Here is a 23,886-nt window from a genome sequence, read left to right as displayed (position 1 = left end):
ATAAAATGAGAATGAGAACGCTACTGTACATCTTCGGCGCGACGGCATTGGTATCGTGCGCTGTGATCTTTTCGCAGCAAGACACTACCGTTGCTGACTATGCTCCAAGAACAGCTGATCAAGTTGAAGGAGATTACTTAGGTGCACTTGACGTGTACCAACAACTTCGTGCAAACGTAGAAACTGGTCAAGTAGAACCAGAAGACTACATCCGCATGAAAGCGGCTGTTGAGAAATACTCTCGACAAGTTGCTACGCAAAAAGATTCAGATCCAATTTCTTGGATCGAAATGGGACCAGATAACGTCGGTGGACGTTGCCGTGGTCTTTTAATCATGGATGAAAATAACCTGATGACAGGTGGTGTTTCTGGAGGTCTCTGGAAATCTACTAACCAAGGAGATACTTGGAACCAGGTGATGACATTCCCTAACTGTAATGTGACGTCAATTGCACAGGCAGGAAACGGAGACATCTACGTTGGTACTGGGTCATTGTTTGACGGTGCTGGCGGTGAAGGTGGTTCTGGATTCCGCGGCCAAGGTGTTTACCGCTCTACTGATGGTGGTGAAACTTGGGCGATCATCCCTGACACTGATCCAGGTTTGCTTGGAAGCGGTGACTGGACAGCTGTAGACGCTATGGAAACGGATCCTAACAACAGTACGCGAGTATACGTTGGTGCTGACGCTGGATTCGGTTACATCGACAACGGTGAGTTGTTCATGGGTGTAGCTGACGGTCTTCCAGGAAACGCGGTACAGGATATCCACATCGCTGACGATGGTAGCTACATGCTTGTAGTTGCTGGTGCAGGACGTGTATACCGTTCTACAAACAGCTCATTCACAGAATTCGAAGAAGAATTTGGAAACGGTGACGGCGAACTTCCACAAAGTGGTATCGGTCGTGCACGTGTTTATGTAGTACCTCAGAACCCAGAGCACGCTTATGCAGTGTACGCTACTTCAGCTGGTTTCTTCGGTGGTCTTTACCACTCAGAAGACAACGGGTTGACTTGGGATGAGATTTGGCCTGGTGGAATTGACGAGTCTACCCCACTTCCACGTAACCAAGGTATCTACGATCTAGCACTTGGTGCTTCACCACTTGAGCCGGAATTGGCTTACGTAGGTGGTATCGAGATCTGGCGTGCTGGTCCTGACTACACTCCAGAGCTTGCAGCATTCTCATTCGATGCTCCAGGAATTGACATCGACGTTCACGCTGACGTTCACGAAGTAGTATACTCTCCAGCAGGAGTGATGTGGACATTGACCGACGGTGGTCTTTACAAGTCTTTCGATAACGGAGACACGTACATCGAGGCTAACCGCGGATTCAACGTAACACAATACTACGGTATCGCTTACCCTCCAGGAAACGGTGTGATTGGTGGTACTCAGGATAACGGTTCACACTTCATCCCTGAAGATGGATCTCTATTGAGTGACCTTTCTGCCATTGACGTAACTGGTGGTGACGGATTCGATTGTGCGATTCCACAGGTAACTGATGCACAGCAGCAAGTTGCTTTCACTACTTCTCAGAACGGTGTTCTTTACCGTGTAACTGCAGACGGTGGTATCGGTGATATCTACGACGATGAAATCATTGACTTGATTGATGATAACGGTGACTTAGGGCAGTTCTACACGTGTATCCGCCTTTACGAGGAAACAGAAGATGAATTGAGCCAAGAAGGAATCATCCTCATCAACCCATACGAAGAAACAATCTCTGATTCGACGTTCATCCTACAGACGAACAACATGGACATCAACTTTGAGTGGACCATGCCAGAAGGACTAGAGCTTCGTTACTGGGAAGAGTTGATTCGTCCAGCGGTGACTACAACTGAAGAATTGACGGAAGACGCACACGGATACTTCTGGCTAGATCCACAAGATTTGACAGAAGAGATTGTTACTTGTGATACTACTTTCACTCAGATTGGAGAGGAAGAAGTCATCGATGAGATCATCCCTGTTGACTCTTGTTTCTACTTTGAGCCACTTGACTCTACCATCTGTATTACTGTAGACTTCGATACTACGTACACAATGGAGCCGGTATTTGATATCGACATCTTCTGTGAGACGGAGTACTTCTACGAGTCAGATACACTTTACAATGTTCGCGAGCAGATCATCGTAAAAGATGAATATTCATCGATGTTGACGATCGGATTCCGCGGAAGCGAAGGTATCTGGATGACACGTCAAGGATTGAACTTCAACGTAACTCCTAACTGGTTCCGTCTTGGAGATGCTCCAAACGGTGGTGGTGCAAAAGCGATCGAGTACGTAGTAGGTGACCACCCAGAAGCTGGTGATGTCATGCTAGTAAGTGGTTGGGATGGAAAACTATGGCGTATCTCTGGTCTGGATCAGATGTGGACAGACGAGTCTGCGATTGATACATTGAATAACTCAACTGGATTGGCAACTGGAGACTTTGATGACGACGGTGTACCGGATGGAGATGGATACGCTGATGTACTTCAGTTCGACGAAATCTTCTCAACTGGTAACGCAGTTACTGGTGTAGCGATTGATCCAAATAATCCTGATCACGTTGTCATCACTATCGGTGGATACGGTGGTTCTCAGAAAGTACGTGAGTCATTCAACGCAATGTCAGAAAACCCAACGTTCTCGAATATCTGGGTTTCAGGTGACCTTGCTGGAATGCCATGTTACGATGCGATCATCGACGTAACTGACGAAACAGGACAGACGATTGTTGTTGGTACTGAGTTCGGTATGTGGGTGACTAACGACGGTGGTGACACTTGGGTTCCTTCAAACGAAGGAATGGGACTAAGCCAAGAAGCTTTTGCTTGTCCAGTATTCGACGTGAAGCAGCAGTGGCGTTCTTCATCTCGTTTCACTTACCCAACGAACAGCGGTATGATTTACGCAGGTACGCACGGTCGTGGTATCTTCAAGTCTGACGCATACACATTTGTTTCTGTTGACGAGCCTGGAGATGATTTCGAAGAAACAGTAGCCGGTCTACTTGTATTCCCGAACCCAGTAACGGCAGACGTTGCTCAGATCAGCCTTGAACTTGCAACTTCTAGCGACGTTCGCATGACAGTATTCAGCAGCACAGGTCAACTTGTTCTTCAAGAGAACGTAGGAAACCTTGCCGCAGGAAACCACATTCTACAAATCGATGCAGCTGACCTATCAAATGGTAACTACATTGTTGGAGTAGAAGCGAACGGTAGCCTTGAAACGGCTCACTTCGTTGTGATGAAATAAAATTATCCGAATAGAATAAGAAAGAGCCGATCCGTGAGGGTCGGCTTTTTTCTTTCCTCATCTTTGCATCATGAAGAAGATCAAGGTGGCCATCAATGGATATGGCCGTATTGGTCGGATTACTTCTCGTGTTCTGGCTAACGCCGAAGACATCGAGTTGGTAGCGATCAATGATAAGTACGACGCGGAGTCTCTCGCTCACTTGTTCAAGTACGATACCGTACACCGCGTATTTCCCGGAGAAGTTTCGCTTTCTGAAGGAAGACTCCATTTCGGCAATCAGTCTCCCTTACTTTTTTCCAAAGCCAATCCCGCTGACCTTCCATGGGGAGCGTTAGACGTTGATATCGTCTTGGAATGTACCGGGATGTTCAAAAGCGCAACGAAGTCTCAAGTGCATTTAGATGCCGGAGCAAAGCAGGTAGTGATCTCAGCGCCGCCAGAAGATGATAGTGTTAAGACCATCGTCCTCGGAGTAAATGAAGACTCGTTGGATGGATCGGAACGTGTGGTGTCTAATGCGAGCTGTACAACCAATAGCGCTGCACCCATGATCCAGCTTCTGAATGAGCTGTGCGATATTGAATCGTGTTACATCACGACAGTGCACTCTTACACTGGTGATCAACATATCCAGGATCGACCTCACCGAGATCTGCGCAGAGGACGAGCAGCCGCAGAATCAATTGTTCCGACAACTACAGGAGCTGCGAAAGCCTTAACGCGCATTTTCCCTGGACTATCAGATGTGATGGGAGGATGTGGGATTCGCGTGCCTGTACCTGATGGGTCGTTAACGGATATTACGTGTATCGTAAAGAACCCGATCCCTGTTGCCAAGTTGAATGCTCAATTCGAGAAAGCAGCGAAAGACCGTTACCCCGGAGTGTTCCAGTATACCGAAGATCCGATCGTGTCTAGTGACATTATCGGCAATAGCCATTCGTGCATCATGGATGGACTCTTGACTTCCGTCATTGGCAACATGGTGAAGATCGTTGGATGGTACGATAATGAAATGGGATACAGCCACCGGATGGTGGATATGATCAGGCTATTGGCTAAAGCTTAAGGAGACGCATTTCCTGCCCGTCAAATTCACCGTAGGTGTAATGACTTATCCAATCGCCTAGATTGGTGTATTTCGCCCCTTTATTGAGCTTGATTTCAAGTGGTAAGTGCCGGTGGCCAAAAACAAAGTGGTCGTAATCTTCTGTTTCCAAGATTTCGTTGGAATAGATGACCAACCATTCGTTTTCATCACCAAGGAAGACTTTGTCTTTTTCTTCTCCTGCCTTGCGGCTAGAACGCGACCAGAAATTGGCCATCGCAATGCCGAAGTTCGGATGAAGTCGGGCGAACAACCATTGACAAAGCTTGTTGCGGAATACTTTCTTGATGAATTTATAACCGTGATCACCTGGGCCTAGGCCATCTCCATGGCCAATGTAGAATCGTTTCCCATTCCATGAGCGAGAAATGGGGTCACGGAATATGGTCACCCCAAGTTCTTTCGGGAGGTAGTCAAACATCCACATGTCATGGTTTCCAGTGAAGACATGCACTGGGATGCCGCTATCTGTGAGCTCGGCAATTTTACCGAGGAGGCGTGTATATCCTCGAGGGATGGCGTGTTTGTATTCAAACCAAAAGTCAAAGATGTCTCCAACAAGAAAGATTTCATGCGCCGTTGGTGCAATGTCAGTAAGCCACTGCACAATGCGCTTCTCTCGCTTCAGGCTTTCCTCTTCATTGGGAATGCCTAAATGAAAGTCAGAGGCGAAATAAATCTTTTTGCCTTCTGGTAAGAGGGTGTCAGAAATTGTTGGATTCAATGGGGGAGAATCAGCTTTCAAATAGCTCAGCCAACTTCGCTTCTAGTTGCGCACCACGAAGGTGAGTAGCTACAATCTTCCCATCACGTCCCACTAGAATAGTATGAGGAATACTGCTCACGCCGTAGGCTTGTGAAGCTGCATTTTTCCATCCTTGAAGATCACTTACGTGATTAGGCCATAGGAGTCCGTCTTGTGCGATGGCCGCCTTCCAGCGTTCAACATCTTTATCAAGTGATACACTGAAAATTTCGAATCCTTTCGGGTTGTACTTTTCGTAAGCTTTGACCACGTTCGGGTTCTCACGACGACAAGGTCCACACCATGAAGCCCAGAAGTCAATCATGACCACCTTTCCACGAAGGTCGCTCAGCTTCATTACGTTTCCATCAGGATCAGACATCGCAATGTCTGGGGCATCCATTCCGGTTGTGTATTTGCTATTCTTTGGCGCCTGCTGTTGACCACCTGCAGCTTGTTGCTTACCAGCGTTGTCAATCTGAGAGGTCACCATCTTGTAGTAGTACGAGTGTCCGAAGCTTGTTTTCAAGTCGTCGGCTACTTTCTTGTACTTATCAAGGTCTTGCTTGAGGTTGAGTTCATTCAATGCAGCGAGTGAAGCAGGTGAAGTACTATTGTCTTCAATGAACTTCAAGGCAATGGAACGCTTCTCATTTTGAAGGTCTACTTGCTGTTGGAATGCTTGACTGCGTTCTTCTTGGCTCTTGCCTGCGTCTTGACTGATCTTGCGCAAGTCAATCAACTGCATTTCTAACGGACGAATTGCATCTTGGAATTCGTCGAGCAATTGGCTGTGGCGCGATCCACTGAACTGAAGTGTAGTGCGAATGTCTTCGCTATCAGCAGTGACGTGAAGAGCCTCTGTTGAATCTGACAAGAACACCAATCGACGTTCATCATCGATTTTCAATTGGTAGAAGTTGAGATCCATTCCTTGTTGAGGAACGATCGAAAAACTTCCGTCTTCGGCAATCAAAGCGGAGTCAGTAGCTACTGCTCGGTTATTCACAAAACGCTCGAGGTAGATCATCTCGCCGGCAGCGCCTTTGATGTTCCCAGAGATTCCTGTTTGTGGTCCGGCACTACACGCCGCGAAGAGCGCAGATGCGCCAATGATATATAGAAGTTTCTTAGTCATGGATTCGAACTTAGATGACAAATATCCTGAAAATCATGCATTAGGTAAAACGAGTTTCTTTTGACTTTGCATTCTTTAGTCAAACTCAGGGTCTATTTAGCTTTTTTCGCAGAAGAGTCGTTAACGTTTCGGCACCCTCAATCTCTACGGTCATAGGTTGGTACCAAATCGGCAAGGTCTCCACATTGCTCAAGCCTTCCATTCGTACGAGGTCTTTCTCGGTGGTAATAATGGCGTCAGCATTATGATTGGCGAGTGCAGTTCGCCAAGATTCTAGATCACTCGCATCAAAAGAAGCATGATCACGATAGTGGAAGTGTTCAACAATCGTGTGCTCTTTAGAAATCTGTGTATGCAACCCCGCAGGATGCGCAATTCCTGTAACCAGGATGATACGTTTGATATCATCACGCTGTTGTACCGAATCCTGTTGCAAAGGAGAAAGCGTTCCGTAGGCGATTTGTGATTTGAATAGCGGGGTGCTGGCATCGAGTCTCAATAATGCGCGGAGCTCAGATTCCTTCACCACATCATCCATCGCGGGGTTCCATCCGGTAATGATGACGGCATCCGCTTTTTTCAGTCGGTATTTTCCATCACGTAAATCGCCAGCAGGCAGGTACAAGTCTAACTCGTGCAAGCTGTCTGCTCTCACCAGCGCCACAAGGGCATCCGGCATCAGCTTGCGGTGTTGCATGGCGTCATCCAGAATGACAATTCCTTCGTGTCCTGATTCTTTAATTCGCTGTACCCCCGTCAAACGATCTTCACAAACCACAGCTTTCGCTCTTGGATGACTCCGCTTGTAGAGGCGAATTTCATCTCCCGTTTTTTCGACGGGCATGGATAGATCGACTTCGATGAAGCCTTTGGAGCTTCTTCCGTAACCTCTGCTGAGTACCGCGGGGTTGAGGTCGCTTAATTGACTGAGGAAGAAGCGCGTGTGTGGTGTTTTTCCTGTTCCGCCTACATGTACGTTTCCCACCACTAGCGTGGGAAGTGAACCCGCCGCACTGGTCAGAATTCCGGCATCGAAGAGCTTATTCCGTAGGTAAATCACCAGGGCATAGATGAAGGAAAATGGAAAAAGCAGTCGCCGGAGTTTCTTCATGTGTAACTTTAGCGCCAAAGTACAACGAAAATGAAGCTTGGAGAATTACTTCGTGTATTAGAGCAATGGGCACCGCCTTCGCTACAAGAAAGCTATGACAATTCAGGGTTGATCGTTGGTGACCATTCCATGGAAGTCACTGGAGCGCTTGTGACACTGGATTGCATTGAATCTGTGATCGATGAGGCGATTGATAGAGGATGTAATCTGGTCATTGCTCACCACCCGATTGTATTTGGAGGAATCAAACGATTCAATGGAAAGGGCTATGTGCAGCGCACGGTGATGAAAGCCATCAAGCACGATGTTGCGATCTATGCGATTCACACGAATCTCGATAGTGTAAATTCAGGAGTGAACGCTTACTTCTGCGAATTGCTCGGAATCAAAGACCCTCAAATACTGTCTCCAAAGAAAGACTTGCTTGAGAAGCTTGTGGTATTTACTCCACAGAGTCACGCTGATTCGGTGCGCAATGCACTCTTTGAGGCTGGCGCTGGTGAAATTGGGAACTACGACGAATGTAGCTTCAACACACCAGGTCAAGGAACTTTCAGAGGCGGAGAGGGGACCAATGCCTTCGTTGGTGAGCAAGGCAAGCGCCATGTGGAAGACGAAGTGAAGATTGAAGTGATTGTGGAACAGTGGAAGATGCGCTCGGTATTAACTGCCATGGTGATGAGTCATCCCTATGAAGAGGTGGCCTACGATCGGTACCAGTTGAAAAACGAGCATCCCTACATCGGTTCTGGAATGATTGGTGAGCTCGAAGCTCCTATGGATATCAAAGACTTCTTTGATCATGCGAAGAAGGCCTTGAATATTTCTGTGATCAAGCATACCAAAGTGCTTAAAGACAAAGTGCAGCGTATCGCCTTATGTGGAGGGTCTGGCTTCTTTCTACTCGGCGCAGCGAAAGGGAAACAGGCAGATGTATACATCACTTCTGACATCAAGTATCATCAGTTTTTTGATGCGGAAGATCAGCTTGTTTTGGCTGACATTGGGCACTGGGAATCAGAGCATCGGACAAGTGAATTGATTCAGAAGGTTCTCAAGGAGAATTTTCCTACCTTTGCCGTTCATTTGTGCGACATCAACACGAATCCGGTAAACTATTATTAAGGTATGGCCAAAAAGGTAACCACCGCTGAAGACAAGCTTCGTTCACTATATGCACTGCAGGTGATCGACTCAAAGATCGATAAGATCAGAATCATCCGAGGTGAGCTTCCATTGGAAGTTCAGGATCTCGAAGACGAGATTGAAGGATTGAGAACTCGCGTGGCCAAAGTACAAGAGGAGATCGATGACATCGATCAGCAGATCTCTGATCGCCGAAACAAAATTGCAGAGTCGAAAGACCTGATCAAGAAATACGAAGAGCAGCAGAACAACGTACGTAACAACCGTGAGTACGATTCGCTGAGCAAGGAGATCGAATTCCAAGGATTGGAGATCCAGCTTTGTGAGAAGAAGATCAAGGAGCACAATGCACAGAAAGTGCATAAGCAAGAAGTGATCGATGGTGCGAAGGAGAAGCTCGAAGGTCGCGAAGGTGACTTGGAAGCAAAGAAATCAGAGCTTGACGAGATCATTGCAGAGACAAAAATGGAAGAGGAAATCCTCGTTCAGAAGTCTGACGCGATGAAGAAGAAAATCGAAGAGCGTTTGGTAACAGCTTACGATCGTATCCGTGGAGCTTCAAAGAACGGTTTGGCTGTTGTGCCAATCGAGCGTGAAGCATCTGCAGGTTCATTCATCAAAATTCCACCACAGAAGCAGATTGACGTTGCTGCCCGCAAGAAGATCATCGTAGATGAGCACAGCGGACGTATCCTCGTTGATATGGAGCTAGCTGAAGAAGAGCGTGAGAAGATGGATAAGCTTGTTGCGAAAGAAATGAAAAAGATCGCGAAGTAATTTTCGCGTTAGCCAGAATGTGAGAGAGCAGTACCGAAAGGTGCTGCTTTTTTCTTGTCCTAATATCTGATTCCGATCGTTACCAAGAACTCGCCTTTCGACTGGTCGATCGTTGTCACATCTACCAACGCAGGATCATACAAGTACAGCTCATCTGTATTCGTTCGCTGTTGGTAAGCCCCAGAGATGTACCACGATTCCGTTCGCCACTCAAGTCCGCCTGAAATGGTCGTGGTGTTCGTGTAATAGCTCTCAGAGACATCTGCGTAAGGATGTTGGCTCATGGCATAACCAGCACGTAGTCTGAAAGGACGAGTCACGCGCCATTCTGCACCGATGCGTACGTTATGCGTACCTCGGTAAAGCGAGTTGATGGTCGCGTTCTCCGAGTTGAAATCATAAGGATCTGGTATCAGGTTCGATGCACGTAGTTTGGCATTCGAGTAATCAATGTAGTGGTAGTCTGCACTGATGATCCCGTATCGTCCGAGTAGGAAGGCGGCGCTACCGATGTATCTGCCTGGCGTACGTAGGTTGTAATCAAACCCACCTTGTGCGTTGGCAGTGAACTGATCTCCATCTTTAAAGAATGAGCTCATTTCTGAGTCCCAGACATCACTAAAGCTCAATGCTGTTGGGCTATGCCACGCAGCTCCAAGTCTCAGCCACTTTGTAGCGCGGTAGATGGTTCCGAGTTTGATGTTGATCCCGTTGCCGTTTGTCACTAGCTCATCTGTGTAAGTGAAGCTAGCGAGGTCAACGTCTTCATCGAGATTCGACTCTGTATACGTCACCTCGCGGTTGTATCGAACAACCGGGAAACCAAGTGTAGCTCCGAAGTAGAACTTGTCTTGGAAGTTCCCTCCAAAGCTCAATACCGTTTCACCCATGTGACCGCTGGTCTCCATGCGCATTTGTTGTGTGGCTTGTCCGTAAGGAATCGCCGTCACGTAGCTACTCGGATTCGCGGAGTTCAAGGTGTCGAGCAAGAAGGTATTCCATGCAAGGTCAGCGGTGAAAGGGAAGGCGTCTGCTAACAAGTTGAAATCAGTGCCTTCGGCTTGCGCACGGAAGACATCGAGTAGCGAGTTGTCTTGTACATCTCCTCTGACCGTGAACGATTGATTGAAGTTGCGCAGTTTCTGATATCCAATGGCGAAGTTGAAGAAGCGCCAGTCAGCATCGTCTTTCTGATATGCTCCAACTACCCCAATTTGAGGGAGGTGGAATGCATTTTGTGTCTGGCTGACCAAGGTGTTTTCGTAGTTCGCATCTGTAGTCATTGAACTCACGCTTAACGACATGTTCAGGTCGTTTCTGCGATATACTGCTACACCCGCCGGGTTCCACGATAGTGAAGAGAAATCTCCTCCTACCGCTCCGAAGGCTCCGCCCATTCCCGTGAATCGCGCAGTTCCGAGTGGCTCTACCAATGAGTAGCGCAGCGCATCTTCTTCGTTTTGTGCAAGCGCACTCAGCCCGAGGAAGCTACATGCTACCCATATGATCAACTTCAATTTACCCATATACTTTCTTACCTCGGTGAACGTCCTCCGCGTGATGAAGAGCTCTTCGATTTACTTCCAGAGCTACTTCTTGAATTCGTGCTGCGGCTTGAACCGCTGCTTCGGTTAGAATTGCTGCGACTAGAATTGCTTCGCGTACTCGAGTTGTTTCGACTGTTCGAACTCGGACGTGTCCCGCTATTGTTGCGTGAGTTGTTCGTGTTCGGACGGTACGTAGGCTGTGTATCGCGAGTCGAATTTGAATTCGAGTTGTTGTTCCAATTGTTGGTACGCTCTGTTCGCTGTGAATCGCGATCAGGACGAGTTGGGTTGTAGTAATCGTCGCGTGACTCGCTCGCCGGACGTGACGGTCGGGTAGACGTATTGTCTTCGCGTGCCGCATCTGGGCGTGTGGTATCACCAGGACGATTGGTATTCATAGGACGATCTTCTACAGCTACCTGAGGTGTTGTTCTGCGGTATGGAGACTCGTAGAAGGTTCCATCGCCGTAGTTGCTTCCATTGGTAGTGGTTGTCCAGAAATTGTTGTTCGGACCGTAGGTGTACGAAGTATTGTTTGCCCAAGTATCTCCAGCCCACCATGGGTTACCAGCTCCACCGTAACCAAAGTAAGGGTTGTAGAAACTATTTGGGTTGTAGTACCACGGTACGCCACCCCAGCCGTAACAGACGTTGTTCCAGCCGCCATTCCATCCGGTGTTCCATGGATTCGCCCAAGGGTTATTCCATGCGAAAGGATCGTAGAATGGGTCGTATCCTGGTCCCCAAGGAGACCAGCCGAAAGCGCTGTAGCCGTAGTAGTAATTGTTGGCAAATGGGTAGTTGTAGTTCAAGCTCCAATATCCTGGGGTATTCCAACCTGTTGCAAAGCCGATCGTTAAACCAGGACGATTAAAGCGGTTCCATCGAGGACGCCAATTGTTTGCTCCCCACTGATTGCCGTAGTAGTTGTTGATCGTTACGTTCTGCGCATTTTCAGCGGCACGGTTCGGATCGTAGTAGTCTTCTTCGTAGTGGTCATCAGTGGATGTGTCCGATTCCGCGCTAGCGTCTTCATTGACATAATCACTGTACTCATCAGCTTCACGCTCTGAGATGTAAACATCGCCGGGGTTAAAGTAGATGTCGTCGTCTTCATAAACTGGAGCTGACGTATATCGCTGCGGGCCACACGACATGAGCGTGAGGAGGAAGGCAGCGCTGAAGAAGAGAATGAACTGTTTCATGATACCTGTACTACGTTAAACCACCTGAATTGGAGCCGCTTTGACACCAGACTCAAGGTAATAATTTTGTTACTTTGCACACTTCATTAACTGCAAAGATTATACCAGAATGGCAAAGCTGACGGCACGTTCAGATGATTATTCAAAATGGTACAACGAATTGGTTGTACAAGCAGACCTTGCACAGCACTCTGATGTGAAGGGGTGTATGGTAATCAAACCATATGGATTCGCGATCTGGGAAAAGATGCGCGATGTATTGGATGGCATGTTCAAAGAGACAGGACACCAGAACGCTTACTTCCCCTTGTTTATCCCAAAATCATACATGAGTAAGGAAGCTGCTCACGTGGAAGGTTTTGCCAAGGAATGTGCTGTTGTTACGCACTACCGTCTGATGAATGACCCGAATGGAAAGGGTGTTGTAGTTGATCCAGACGCACGTCTGGAAGAAGAATTGATTGTTCGTCCAACCTCCGAAACCATTATCTGGAATACTTATAAGAATTGGATTCAGAGTTACCGTGACCTACCGATCTTGGTAAACCAGTGGGCGAATGTGGTGCGTTGGGAGATGCGTACGCGTCTATTCCTCCGTACGGCGGAGTTCCTATGGCAAGAAGGCCATACGGCGCACGCCACAAAAGAAGAGGCGATTGCAGAAACGGAGCAGATGCTTCGTGTGTACGCTGACTTTGCGGAAAATTGGATGGCCATGCCAGTAGTGAAAGGAGTGAAGACAGAGTCGGAACGCTTCGCTGGAGCAGAAGACACTCACTGTATCGAGGCTTTGATGCAAGACGGTAAGGCACTTCAAGCGGGAACATCACACTTCTTAGGACAGAACTTTGCGAAGGCTTTCGATGTTAAGTTCCAGCCGAAGGAAGGGAAGATGGATTACGTTTGGGCTACTTCATGGGGTGTTTCAACACGCCTGATGGGAGCTTTGATCATGACCCACAGTGACGATAAGGGATTGGTACTACCTCCAAAGTTGGCTCCAATTCACGCGGTGTTTGTTCCTATTTATAAGGGAGAGGAGCAATTGGCACAAATTCGTGAGAAAGGAGAAGCGATTTGTGCAGACCTTCGTAAGGCTGGTTTGACGGTGAAGTTGGATGACGACGATTCAAAACGCTCAGGATGGAAATTCGCTGAGTACGAATTGAAAGGAGTGCCAGTACGTATTGCGATGGGTCCACGCGACATGGAAAATGGAACAGTGGAAATTGCTCGTCGTGATACAGGTGAAAAAGAATTGGTGCCACTCGACAAAGCTGCAGCACACGTAGCGGCGTTGATGGATGAGATTCAGGATAACTTGGTGAACAAGGCACGTGCTTACCGCGCAGACCACACCACGAAGGTTGACGATTGGGATACCTTCAAAGATGTACTTGAAAACAAAGGCGGCTTCATTGAAGCACACTGGGACGGTACAGCTGAAACAGAAGACAAAATTAAGAACGAAACGAAGGCGACGATCCGTTGCATCCCTTACGATTCAGTAGAAGAGGAAGGGAAGTGTGTTTACACTGGCAACCCATCGAAGCGCCGCGTTCTGTTCGCTAAAGCATATTAATATGAGCGATGCGAATGAGTTGATGATCAATTTGATCCGCGAACGTGCGGTAGTGAAGCAGGATGTGTACGAACGTACGCATGCTTCATTTGAGATCATCAAAGACCTATTGAAAGAAGTAGTAGAAGAAATCACGGAGTCATTCGGTGATACAGATGACCGCGTAGAGTTTTACTATAAAGACAAAGGAGGCTTCGAGGCGGAAGTGAAGATTGCAGGAGATGTTCTTGTATTCTACATGCACACCAATGTTTTCCAATTCGACCGTTCGCACAGCGTTTGGCAAAGTTCATATCTCCAAAATGATGAGCTGAATGGATACGTAGGGGTCATCAACGTCTACAACTTCCTGGCAGACAGCTTCAAGTACCAACGTGTTCATGACCGCGGATACATGATTGCTCGTTTGTTCGTTAACCGTGAAGATCACTTCATGGTGCAAGGAAAACGTCAGATGGGATATCTGTTTAACGACTTCATCAACTCAAAGATTTCTCGCGAGAAGTTGAAGAGCTTTGTACAGTCAGCGATCATCTACACCCTCGGTTTCGATCTATATGCTCCTCCATATCAAGCAGTTCAAGAAGTGACGGTAGGAGAGATCATGAGCATGAGCAACAATTTGAAGATCGCCACCGGAAAACGTCTCGGTTTCAAATTCTCTCACGAGAACGAAATCAGCGATTAATTTTAGAAGAAACGTTTGGCGATAAAGTTTGCCTTACATATATTTGCACTCCCAAAAATGAATGGCCCGTTCGTCTAGGGGTTAGGACGCCAGGTTTTCATCCTGGTAGCAGGGGTTCGAATCCCCTACGGGCTACAAACGACAAAAAGCAGAATCTAGGTTCTGCTTTTTTGTTTTCACAACAATTTGACGGGGATGAGAAGTTTATCCCGAAAGCCGGAGGCGCATCGGGAAATCCCCTACGGGCTACTAACATTGAAAAGCAGAACTTCGGTTCTGCTTTTTTTTTGGAATGTGGATCGCGGATCGCGGATCGCGGGTTGCGGAATGCGGAATTTTGTTGGTTGTCCACCGGATTGCCTGCGAGGCAATGCCTACCAGTACAAGGGGAAAAGAAATGAGCAGCGCACAGCGCTGCAAAAGTTCAGTCCACGGTCCACAGTCCACGGTCTACCGTTTGCCGTCTACCGTCCACAGTCCACTTTTTCGTATTTTCTCCATCTAAACCACTCCACATGAAATCACTACTCACATTCCTCGGGGTTCTCCTCACGTCATTGTTGTTTGGTCAACATCATTCCACGGTCAATAACGAGCTAGAAGATTCGGGTTCGGAAATCGTTCGTGTGTTTGTTTTGGCTGGTCAATCGAACATGCAAGGGCATGGGAAGATCTATGAAGGATCGAATGGTGCTGTGGGGGTGGTGATTGCCTCTTTCGTTCCAGACTGTCTGGATGAAGAGACGGAGTATTGCGATTTCACCTTTGAGATGTTGGATGGCTTTGGTGATGGCTGGAATGGTTGGACCTACGACTTCGTTCAAGACGGGAACGTGGTAGCTACGGAGACACTTGAGAATGGATCGGAAGGTACGGCGATTGTGAGCCTTCAGAATGGAGTGGCTTGTGATATCGTGGTGAATTCAGCGGGTGGATATGGCGATGAAATTTCGTGGGAGCTGATTAGTCCTTCAGATGATGTGGTGGCTTCTATGGTGGGTGCTGAAGATGATTATCCGGCACCGAATACACTCTTGGATGTGATTGAAAACGATGAAGAGGGCTATTGGTCTATGCTTCAAACGGATGGGGATTGGAGCGTGTTTGAAGGAACGCATCTCTATTTTGAGAATGGGGATGGTACGATCATTCAAGATCACGTGACTATCGGGCAAGGAGCTTATCCAGACTTAATCGGACCAGAGTTGATGTTTGCTGTCCAGATGGATCAGTTCTATGATGACCCGGTGTTGATTATCAAAACAGCGTGGGGTGGACTCAGCCTTGCCGAAGACTTTCGACCACCTTCAGCAGGTGGAAATACCGGCTTTTATTACAATGAAATGATTGATCGCGTGGCGTATGTGACAGAGAACATGCAGGCCTTATTTCCTGATATCGGAACAGATCAATTTGAAATCACTGGTTTTGGATGGTTCCAAGGATGGAATGATGCCGGTTCGGACGATTTCCTGAATGAATATGAAAGCAATCTCCATCACTTGGTGAATGATGTTCGTAATGACCTTGGAAATCCTGAACTACCCTTTGTAATCGCGAGTTCAGGTCAGGGCGGGTACGAAGACCACTGGGGTTGGACTCAAGACATTCAAGATATTATTGCTGTGGCACAGGAAGCGGTGGGATGTGATGATGAGACCTATGGTGGTACGGTAGGTTTTGTAGATACGAAGCCCCTCTATATTGCAGCCTCTGAGTCTCCGGACGACGCCGGTTTTCATTTCCACAATAACGCCCGAACCTTTTTGAACGTCGGGAAATTTATGGGCGATGAGATGATTCTCGCGATTGGAGACATGGCCTTTTGTTCTGAAGTTTCTGTTGACGAAACGAACCTCAGCATGAACGAGGTTTCCGTTTACCCGAATCCTGCTTCCCATGTAATCACCGTTGATCTTAGTTTGTGGAATCAAGGCAACGCCAGAATGAAGTGTTATGATCTCAAAGGGAAAGTCTTGATAGATCAGCCAATTCAGATGATCGGCTCGTTTGATGTGTCGTCTTTTGCTGAGGGCATGTATGTCATTGAGCTGGATTCAGCGGAAGGCGTTTATCGTGAAAGGGTAGTGGTAAGGTAGGATTTGGGCATATTCCCATCCATTCTTCTTCAGAATATGTACTTTCTACTCCAAACCTTGACCTGTTCCTCATGAAGAGTATTCTCTGTTCTTTCCTCCTAGCTGTTCTCATCAGTTTCAGCACTGACCTTGCTTCTCAAGAAACCTTTGAATACGGCGGAGTAGAGCGATTCTACTATCTGGATGTTCCGGACAATCTCGAGCCTGGTGCACCGCTGGTATTTGTGATGCACGGTTACACAAGTAGCGCCTTTGTGATTAGAAACTACTCGGGGTGGTCAAACATCTCGGAGGAAGATGGGGTAGTGGTTTGTTATCCTCAAGGCACACAAGATTCCTTCTTTCAGTCACATTGGAATGCGAACTTAGGGATCAGTGAGGTGGATGATATAGGCTTCTTAGTCGCTCTCGCGGAATACCTCCAGGAAACATATAACCTGAGTACAGATTGTACCTATGCCTGTGGAATGTCTAATGGTGGGTACATGAGCTATAGCTTGGCTTGTGAAGCACCGGAAACATTCAGGGCGATTGGTTCAGTGACTGGTGCCATGAGCGCTTATGATTTTCAGAATTGCGATCTGTCAACGGTGGTTCCTGTGATTCACTTGCATGGAACGTCAGATTTGGTGGTGAGCTACGACGGAGGTGTGGATGATCCGAATTGGGGAAGTGCCGGGGTACCTGAAATTGTTGATCTGTGGACCGGTATGATGGGAACTACTGACTTGGATGAAATTCAATTGCCCAATCAAGAGATCTTTGATTTTACTTCTGTAGACTTCCTGCGTTATCACCAATCACCTGGAGGACAGGAATTCCATCATTACCGGGTGAATAATGGAGGGCATGATTGGTTTGGATCTTGGGGAAGTCAAGATGTGCAATCAACCGAAGTGATGTGGGAGTTCTTTGAGGCGCAATGCAACGGAGAGTTTACATCAGTGGTGGAAGCATCTGCAGAGCGGATGATGGCTTTTTGGGATGGTGCTGTTTTCGGACTCTTCGAGACCGCTGACCTCTATGCTTACGACCTTCAGGGAAGATTGCTTTGGGAGCGAATTCAAGCACCACAACATACGCGTATCAGCATGGAGGATTTATCTGGCGTGGCGCTTATCCGCGTTCGCAGCGCTGAAGGAAATGTAAGTACGGTACGCATCCGTTAAAATCGGAGACTGTGACTATCTCGTGACTTCTGTTGCGGTACTTTTGTCCTACTTTGCTCGAAAATACAGGACGATTCCATGAAAAGAGATTTACTCATATATCGAATCATAACGGCGCTGTTCACCATCTTCATGATGATTGGTGTGGTTAATTATTTCGCCCAAACAGAGTTGATAAAAGGATTCTGGGTTGCCTTAGGTTTTCCTACGTATCTGGTCATTCCTCTGGCCATCGCTAAAATTGTTGGGTTAGTAACGATTTGGACCAACTGGTCGCGTATTGCCCGTGAATGGGCCTATGCAGGGTTCTTCTTTAATTTGTTATTGGCGATGGTGGCACATTTGGCCATTTCAGATGGTGAGCATATGGGCGCCGTTATGGGAATGGTATTGATGTTCCTATCACGCTATTGGTTATATCGAGTTGAGAAACAAGCTTCATAGAAAAGGGCGACCCAAACAGGTCGCCCTTTTTATTATAAGGTAAGCGCATACCACGGCGCTGCTCTTTTCAATTTTTCTTTGATCCGAGTTTGTGCGGATGTCAGTTGGACTTTGACGAATTCGTCCATTGCCACTTTCAATCCTTCTTCACAGGCCACTTTTGCGGCTTTGTATTCCCCAAGCATTTCTCGTGCATGGGCGATTTCGATCCACATGTAAGCATCGGCTACACCGGGAGCTTCTAGACCTTGGGTACAAAGCGCAATGACATCTTGAAATCTTCGAAGCTTCATCAGTACCGTAGCATAGTTGCTATAGGTTCCTGGGAAGACGTTCTCTGCTTTCATAGAGATCGCGTAGTGTGTATCCGCACGGACGAAGTCGTTCATCTGTGCGTAGTAGTACCAACCCAGGTAGCTGTGTACAGTACCATGGGTAGGGTCAACAAAAAGTGCTTCTTCTAGCAATTTTCGTCCTTCATAGTACTCTTGCTCGGCGAAGTGTTGGTCGACGAGCAACAAGTACCGTTCGATGATGAGGTTTTCTGTTGCCATCATTGAAAGGTTTTGGGTTAGGTATTGATTGAATTCGGGCAAAAAAAAAATCCCGGCACAATGGCCGGGATCGAATGCGATAAGTTTACAGCTGTTTATCGATCATCCATCCTACCATTGCTCAACGCAAATAGCACAACTCCACGGAGGGTCTCCTCGGAGCTGATCATATTGTCGATATGGAACTTCTGTAAACGCATTGCTCTTAATTCTTAATCCCCAATAAAGGGGCAATAGAATAGTTAGTTTTGGTTTTGGTGTAGGATAGACGGCGAACCTTCTGTAGGGTTGCCCCTTACACGAAAAAAAAAGCCGGTTCGTTTCCGAACCGGCTAGCTTCAGGCTTAATGGTCTTCTTTCAGAAGTTCGGGGAACTTCTGTTGGAAGCGCTTTAAACGCGGTATAGATACCTTCTGTACGTATGGATTTCCAGGATTCAGTTTTTCATAATCCTGATGATAATCTTCTGCTTCCCAGAACTTGGTAAACGCTGTGATTTCCGTCGCAATTGGCTCGCTGTATAGTCCGCTTGCTTCGAGTGCGGCTTTTTCTTCCTCTGCAATCGTTCGCTCTTCCGCGTTAGCGTAAAAAATTATCGAACGATACTGCGGACCATAATCAGGATGCTGACCATTCACCGTTGTTGGGTCTTGTGAACCGTAGAACACCTTGACCAAGGTTCTAAAGTCAACCACTTCTGGGTCGTAATAAACGGCCACGGCCTCTGCATGGCTAGTGCTGCCTCCACCTACTTGACGGTAGGTCGGATTCTTTTCTGTTCCTCCTGAGTAGCCAGAGATGGCTTCTTCCACACCACGAACAGATTCATAGATAGCTTCCACACACCAGAAACATCCGCTGGCGAAGTAGGCTACGCTATAGTTACTAAGATCCTTAGGCTCTTTTGCGGGTGCCATTGCTTCCGCCGTAGGCGAAGAACTGCACATAGCCAGAGGTAAAATGAATAATGCTATAACCAAAAACTGCTTCATATAAATTGCTTGTGGTACAAAGATGTAGCAGAATAAACAGCCATTCATCGCGAAGAGTTCACAAGTGTTTCAAGTATACATCCCAAAAAAAATGAAGAAGTGACTCACACGAGCGAAATGAGGTACGTCTCTATTTATGAAGCGCTTACAATTAGAACACTAATCCGATAGAGATGAAAAGAATTTTACCACTGATGACCTTCCTACTCCTGATGATTGGAGCGCAGGCACAGGTTGATAGCACGGGGCAGTTCATATATGGCTGTACTGACCCACTCGCACTGAATTATAATCCGCTAGCAAACGTGAATGACGGGAGCTGCATCTACGACAACGGCGATAGCACAGACTTCTTTATTTACGGTTGCACTGACTCACTCGCCCTTAATTTCAACCCACAAGCTACCATCGATGATGGATCTTGCTTGTACGATAATGGAGACAGCACAGACTTCTTTATCTATGGTTGTACGGATCCATTGGCCTTGAACTACAACCCACAGGCTACGATTGATGATGGGTCTTGTCAGTACGACAATGGTGATAGTACAGACGAATTCATTTATGGTTGTACGGATCCACAGGCCTTGAACTACAATCCGTGGGCAACGATCGATGATGGGTCTTGTGTCTATGACAACGGCGATAGTACCGATTGGTTTGTGTACGGTTGTACAGATCCATTGGCCTTGAACTACAATCCACTGGCGACGATTGACGATGGGTCATGTGTGTATGATAATGGCGACAGCACAGACTGGTTTGTGTATGGATGTACTGATCCGTTGGCCTTGAATTACAACCCTCAAGCAACGATTGACGATGGTTCTTGTATCTACGATAACGGCGATAGCACAGACCAGTTTATCTATGGATGTACTGATCCATTGGCACTGAATTACAACCCTCAGGCAACGATTGATGATGGTTCTTGCGTCTATGATAACGGAGACAGCACCTTCAACGATTGCAATGCGAACTTTGAAATCAGTTACAACGATTCTCTAGGATGTGAGCTTGTGTACATACACAACTTAAGCTCAGGAGATAACATCAATTACGTCTGGAGTTTCGGAGATGGAACCACCTCAACTGATCAATTCCCATCGCACGAGTACGAATCACCAGGATACTACGGTATTTGCCTGGAAGTCTTTACCAACGACCAATCATGCTCTAGCTGGCATTGTGACACGCTGATCATGCAAGGTTGTGATTCGCTTGGCGGACCAGTTCAACTTATTGTAGTTGATGGCCTTCCGCTCAATGTAGAGCAAGAAAGTACCTTGGAGATGTCATTGTATCCAAACCCGGTTCAACAGATCCTCAATGTTCAACTAAGCGGTGATGATCGCATGGAGCAAGTGGCAGTGTTCTCAATCGACGGAAGGGTCGTGAGAAATGAGATGCTAAATTCACGAACTCAGTTGACATTGGAAGTTGCAGATCTACCACAGGGAATTTACCTGGTGAAGGTTTGGGGCAAGGAACAAGAGTTGACCAGAAGAATAGTGAAACAATAGCGGGGTGAACATTCCCCGAATGATATATGATCGACAAAACGGTTCTCAGGAAAGCGGCAAAAGGCGACCGAAGGGCACAATTCCTTCTGTACAAGGATGCCCACGCCTACCTCTTTCCTGTGACCTGTCGATACTTCTCCAATGACGATGAGCGCGCTGCGGCGTTGAACAAAGGGTTTATGAAGATCCTTGATTCATTGAAACGATTCCTCAAAGAAAATGATGCTGACCGATTCGAGTTCTGGGCCAAACGTGTGGTCATCAACTCATGCATCGATGAGCTTCGATCTCAAAAGCGAATCAAAGAGCAAACGCGCACTACAGACTGGCAAGAAGAATCGTACATGCTTGACGATCATCATGTCAACGAAGCCGAGCAGAAATTGAATGCTGAAGACCTGGAAGGCATTCTACATCAACTCGGAGATACAAGAAGAGCTGTTTTTAACCTGTATGCCGTCGAAGGCTACTCCCACAAAGAAATCGCCGATAAACTGGAGATCAGTGAAGACAATTCACGCTACCATTTATCCATGGCGAGAAAAGACCTGAAGTCAATGGTGATCAAAGCCATGGGCTCATTAAAGAGTTTTTTGCTGTGAAGGAAAAGAACAACATAGACGAGCTGTTCAGAGAACAGTTGGCGGGCCAACAGGCTAGCTTCAATCAGGCCCACTGGAGCCAGATGGAGCAGATGCTTGATGCCCGAAAGGGAAGAGGCCGCTGGTGGTTCTTCGCTGTGCCGCTCGTGCTGTTGCTACTGACTTCGGTGGGAATTGCGCATCAACGTCTAGCAAGCACTGAAGGACAAACCATTGATATGCCTGTCCATTTTACGCACGCGTCAACGAATAATGGCGAACATCTTGGGTTTGCGGAGAATAGGATGGCGAGTATTTATAACTCTCAATCTTCGATTGATAGGGCTGAAGGGCGAAATGGCGAAATGGCTAAAGGTGTTGACACGGCTAATGGGCTGAATGGCGAAATGGCTGAAAGGGCGAAAGGGCTAAATGGCGAAAGGGCTAAAGGTGTTGATCCGGGTAATGGGCTAAATGGCGAAATGGCTGAAAGGGCGAAAGGGCTAAATGGCGAAATGGCTAAAGGTGTTGACTCCGCTAGTGGGCCTTCTGGCGAAATGGTTAGTGGACCGACTGGTGACATGGCTGATGGGACTGACGCTTTGGGTGGTAAGTCTGGAGCAGAGATTACCCGAGGGGGTGGGCCGGAGTTGAGGCCGGGGGCTTCTGGTGAGGCTGGTAGTGGTGGACTTGGTGCTACTGATCCTACCGACGATAGTAGTGGTGCCGATGTTGGCGCTGATGGATCGAGTTTAGGTCAAGACGGAAACGATGATAGCGACGGCAATGATGCGTTGGGTGGAGAAACACCATTTAATCCATTCCATGATCCGGCGTATGATGAGGTTCCTCGTCCTTCAATGTTCTTGCCGGAGACGCGGTGGTTTGTGTTGAATCCGGAGTACACACGCAAGTTCCATGGCAATCAACGCGACTTACCGAATTATCGTCCGAACATCATTGAGCTTCGTCCGCATATTGGATTGGCTAGTCCGTTTGGGAAGAAGCAGATTCAGTCTGAGAATACTTCGACGGCCTCGTTAACAGATGAGCGTGCTACTACTTTCGGTTTGGGTATCAGTTACCTTATGAAAGGGTGGGACTTTAGCTCAGGATTCCAGATCCATCGTTTTGAAAATGAATTGACCACTGTTCAAGGGGGTGATACCCTAGAGTACTTTGAGTATTTCGAGGAACAGATCGTTGACTCGATTACTATTGAAATCATCGAACAGATTGATTCCACCTTCAATGAAAACCAGGAAGAGTGGATTGTAGACACGACCTATATCGAGATCGCTGATACCGCCTTTACTTTCATTGAAGACAGCGTATTGGTGACCGAAATAGAGCGCGGCGAAGAACGCAAGTTCAAGCAGCAACGTTCTGTTGTGGAGATTCCGCTGATGGTAGGAAAACGTTTCCAATGGAAGCGCTGGGAGTTGGGCGTGCGTGTTGGTCCTTCGTTTATGCTTCAAACTACCGTTGATGGGGTGGTATTGAGTGACGGACGATTTGTTGATCGTTCAGCGGCGGCTCAAACCCTTTCGATATCCATCCGATCGGATGTACATATTGCCTATAGTCTATCTGAAAGGCTAGGGGTGTATACAGGCTTCAGTACGCGATTTGGGGTGACACCAACCCTTCAAAGCGACATCTATGAAGAGCGCCTGAATAGCTACGGATTCGTGGCTGGATTGCAGATCCGTTTGCACTAGTGTGGAAAACTATTCTTTTGATTTACAGCAGTTTCATCCTAACTTGAAGGAACTGTGCCGAAGATTTGTTGGGATAGAATGCTCATTTGAAATTTAGCCACCTATGCATACTATTCGAATCAAAGTTCTCAATGAAGGACTAAACATCACTAGCAACAACCTTATCGAAGCCATCGAATCAGAGCTACTTACTGAAGGTATCGAAATCAGCGAGCAAGCTGATACCACACTCAAAATCAAGTTTACAGTCGACAACGATCACGAGAAGGTGCTCCTTCAGCTTCGTGAAACAGCGACAAAGATTAAGCTTCGAGAACGCGTATTCCCATATATCAGCACGTCTTGGATGCGTGATGTCGTGAAGGAAGTTCACGCCATTGTCATGCAGGAAGAACTTGCGCTATAAAATCTGTAACTCACGGACCTTAATTCGCGTAACAAGGAGAGACTGATTATCTGATCTTAATGGATCAGAAGGGATAAC

The 23,886-nt window shown here is 47.2% G+C and carries 20 protein-coding genes and 1 tRNA gene; 14 read left to right on the top strand and 7 right to left on the bottom strand.

Annotated elements, in window-relative coordinates; genetic code table 11:
- Positions 1-11 precede the first annotated feature (11 nt).
- Positions 12-3,269, top strand: a complete 3,258-nt coding sequence (locus RA156_RS11325) for a T9SS type A sorting domain-containing protein (protein WP_306640189.1) — start codon at positions 12-14, stop codon at positions 3,267-3,269.
- A gap of 70 nt (positions 3,270-3,339) precedes the next feature.
- A complete protein-coding gene (gap, locus tag RA156_RS11320) occupies positions 3,340-4,341 on the top strand; it encodes a type I glyceraldehyde-3-phosphate dehydrogenase (protein WP_306640188.1) in 1,002 nt (333 codons plus the stop codon).
- On the opposite strand, the gene RA156_RS11315 is transcribed toward gap, so the two are convergent.
- From RA156_RS11315 to lpxK, 3 genes are all read right to left on the bottom strand, one after another.
- Positions 4,331-5,104 (bottom strand): UDP-2,3-diacylglucosamine diphosphatase, encoded by a 774-nt coding sequence (locus RA156_RS11315; RefSeq protein WP_306640187.1) that lies wholly within the window; start codon positions 5,102-5,104, stop codon positions 4,331-4,333. The genes gap and RA156_RS11315 overlap by 11 nt on opposite strands.
- A 10-nt stretch (positions 5,105-5,114) precedes the next feature.
- Complete coding sequence (locus RA156_RS11310) at positions 5,115-6,263, bottom strand: TlpA disulfide reductase family protein (RefSeq protein ID WP_306640186.1); 1,149 nt, start codon at positions 6,261-6,263, stop codon at positions 5,115-5,117.
- Between the two features lie 85 nt (positions 6,264-6,348).
- Positions 6,349-7,374, bottom strand: coding sequence for a tetraacyldisaccharide 4'-kinase (gene lpxK, locus RA156_RS11305; RefSeq protein WP_306640185.1), 1,026 nt, complete (start codon positions 7,372-7,374; stop codon positions 6,349-6,351).
- A 30-nt stretch (positions 7,375-7,404) separates the two neighbouring features.
- On the opposite strand from lpxK, the gene RA156_RS11300 reads away from it, so the two are divergent.
- Both RA156_RS11300 and RA156_RS11295 read left to right on the top strand, forming a co-directional pair.
- Entirely contained in the window at positions 7,405-8,499 is a 1,095-nt protein-coding gene (locus RA156_RS11300) for a Nif3-like dinuclear metal center hexameric protein (RefSeq protein WP_306640184.1), read from the top strand.
- A 3-nt stretch (positions 8,500-8,502) separates the two neighbouring features.
- Entirely contained in the window at positions 8,503-9,297 is a 795-nt protein-coding gene (locus RA156_RS11295) for a zinc ribbon domain-containing protein (RefSeq protein WP_306640183.1), read from the top strand.
- A gap of 59 nt (positions 9,298-9,356) precedes the next feature.
- Here the strand turns inward: RA156_RS11295 and RA156_RS11290 are convergent, their stop codons facing one another.
- Both RA156_RS11290 and RA156_RS11285 read right to left on the bottom strand, forming a co-directional pair.
- Positions 9,357-10,814, bottom strand: coding sequence for an OmpP1/FadL family transporter (locus tag RA156_RS11290; protein WP_306640182.1), 1,458 nt, complete (start codon positions 10,812-10,814; stop codon positions 9,357-9,359).
- Between the two features lie 17 nt (positions 10,815-10,831).
- Positions 10,832-12,049 carry a hypothetical protein gene (locus RA156_RS11285; protein ID WP_306640181.1) on the bottom strand — a complete coding sequence of 406 codons (1,218 nt, stop codon included), beginning with the start codon at positions 12,047-12,049 and terminating at the stop codon, positions 10,832-10,834.
- Between the two features lie 109 nt (positions 12,050-12,158).
- Between RA156_RS11285 and proS the strand changes: the two genes are divergently transcribed.
- The 6 genes from proS (at position 12,159) to RA156_RS11255 (ending at position 18,031) form a co-directional block, all read left to right on the top strand.
- Entirely contained in the window at positions 12,159-13,631 is a 1,473-nt protein-coding gene (gene proS, locus RA156_RS11280) for a proline--tRNA ligase (protein ID WP_306640180.1), read from the top strand.
- A 1-nt stretch (position 13,632) separates the two neighbouring features.
- Positions 13,633-14,319 (top strand): hypothetical protein, encoded by a 687-nt coding sequence (locus tag RA156_RS11275; RefSeq protein ID WP_306640179.1) that lies wholly within the window; start codon positions 13,633-13,635, stop codon positions 14,317-14,319.
- 63 nt (positions 14,320-14,382) lie between these two features.
- Positions 14,383-14,454, top strand: a tRNA-Glu gene (locus RA156_RS11270).
- A gap of 380 nt (positions 14,455-14,834) precedes the next feature.
- Complete coding sequence (locus RA156_RS11265; RefSeq protein ID WP_306640178.1) at positions 14,835-16,418, top strand: sialate O-acetylesterase; 1,584 nt, start codon at positions 14,835-14,837, stop codon at positions 16,416-16,418.
- A gap of 71 nt (positions 16,419-16,489) precedes the next feature.
- Entirely contained in the window at positions 16,490-17,587 is a 1,098-nt protein-coding gene (locus tag RA156_RS11260) for a CE1 family esterase (protein WP_306640177.1), read from the top strand.
- Between the two features lie 78 nt (positions 17,588-17,665).
- A complete protein-coding gene (locus tag RA156_RS11255; RefSeq protein ID WP_306640176.1) occupies positions 17,666-18,031 on the top strand; it encodes a DoxX family protein in 366 nt (121 codons plus the stop codon).
- A gap of 32 nt (positions 18,032-18,063) precedes the next feature.
- Here RA156_RS11255 and RA156_RS11250 read toward each other — a convergent pair whose 3' ends face one another.
- Both RA156_RS11250 and msrA read right to left on the bottom strand, forming a co-directional pair.
- Positions 18,064-18,585: a tetratricopeptide repeat protein gene (locus tag RA156_RS11250; protein ID WP_306640175.1), complete on the bottom strand. Its 522-nt coding sequence runs from the start codon at positions 18,583-18,585 to the stop codon at positions 18,064-18,066.
- 344 nt (positions 18,586-18,929) lie between these two features.
- Positions 18,930-19,532 carry a peptide-methionine (S)-S-oxide reductase MsrA gene (gene msrA, locus RA156_RS11245; RefSeq protein ID WP_306640174.1) on the bottom strand — a complete coding sequence of 201 codons (603 nt, stop codon included), beginning with the start codon at positions 19,530-19,532 and terminating at the stop codon, positions 18,930-18,932.
- Between the two features lie 218 nt (positions 19,533-19,750).
- On the opposite strand from msrA, the gene RA156_RS11240 reads away from it, so the two are divergent.
- The 4 genes from RA156_RS11240 to RA156_RS11225 all read left to right on the top strand — a co-directional run bounded on the left by RA156_RS11240 (position 19,751) and on the right by RA156_RS11225 (position 23,808).
- Positions 19,751-21,100 carry a T9SS type A sorting domain-containing protein gene (locus tag RA156_RS11240; protein ID WP_306640173.1) on the top strand — a complete coding sequence of 450 codons (1,350 nt, stop codon included), beginning with the start codon at positions 19,751-19,753 and terminating at the stop codon, positions 21,098-21,100.
- A gap of 26 nt (positions 21,101-21,126) precedes the next feature.
- Entirely contained in the window at positions 21,127-21,702 is a 576-nt protein-coding gene (locus tag RA156_RS11235) for an RNA polymerase sigma factor (protein WP_306640172.1), read from the top strand.
- Positions 21,699-23,402 (top strand): hypothetical protein, encoded by a 1,704-nt coding sequence (locus RA156_RS11230; protein ID WP_306640171.1) that lies wholly within the window; start codon positions 21,699-21,701, stop codon positions 23,400-23,402. Before RA156_RS11235 ends, RA156_RS11230 begins: the two co-directional genes overlap by 4 nt.
- A 103-nt stretch (positions 23,403-23,505) precedes the next feature.
- Positions 23,506-23,808 carry a hypothetical protein gene (locus tag RA156_RS11225; protein ID WP_306640170.1) on the top strand — a complete coding sequence of 101 codons (303 nt, stop codon included), beginning with the start codon at positions 23,506-23,508 and terminating at the stop codon, positions 23,806-23,808.
- Positions 23,809-23,886 lie beyond the last annotated feature (78 nt).

Source organism: Sanyastnella coralliicola (assembly GCF_030845195.1).
GTDB lineage: Bacteria > Bacteroidota > Bacteroidia > Flavobacteriales_D > Sanyastnellaceae > Sanyastnella > Sanyastnella coralliicola.
The sequence above is the reverse complement of the archived record's forward strand: the minus strand, read 5'-3'. Positions and strand labels throughout refer to the sequence as shown.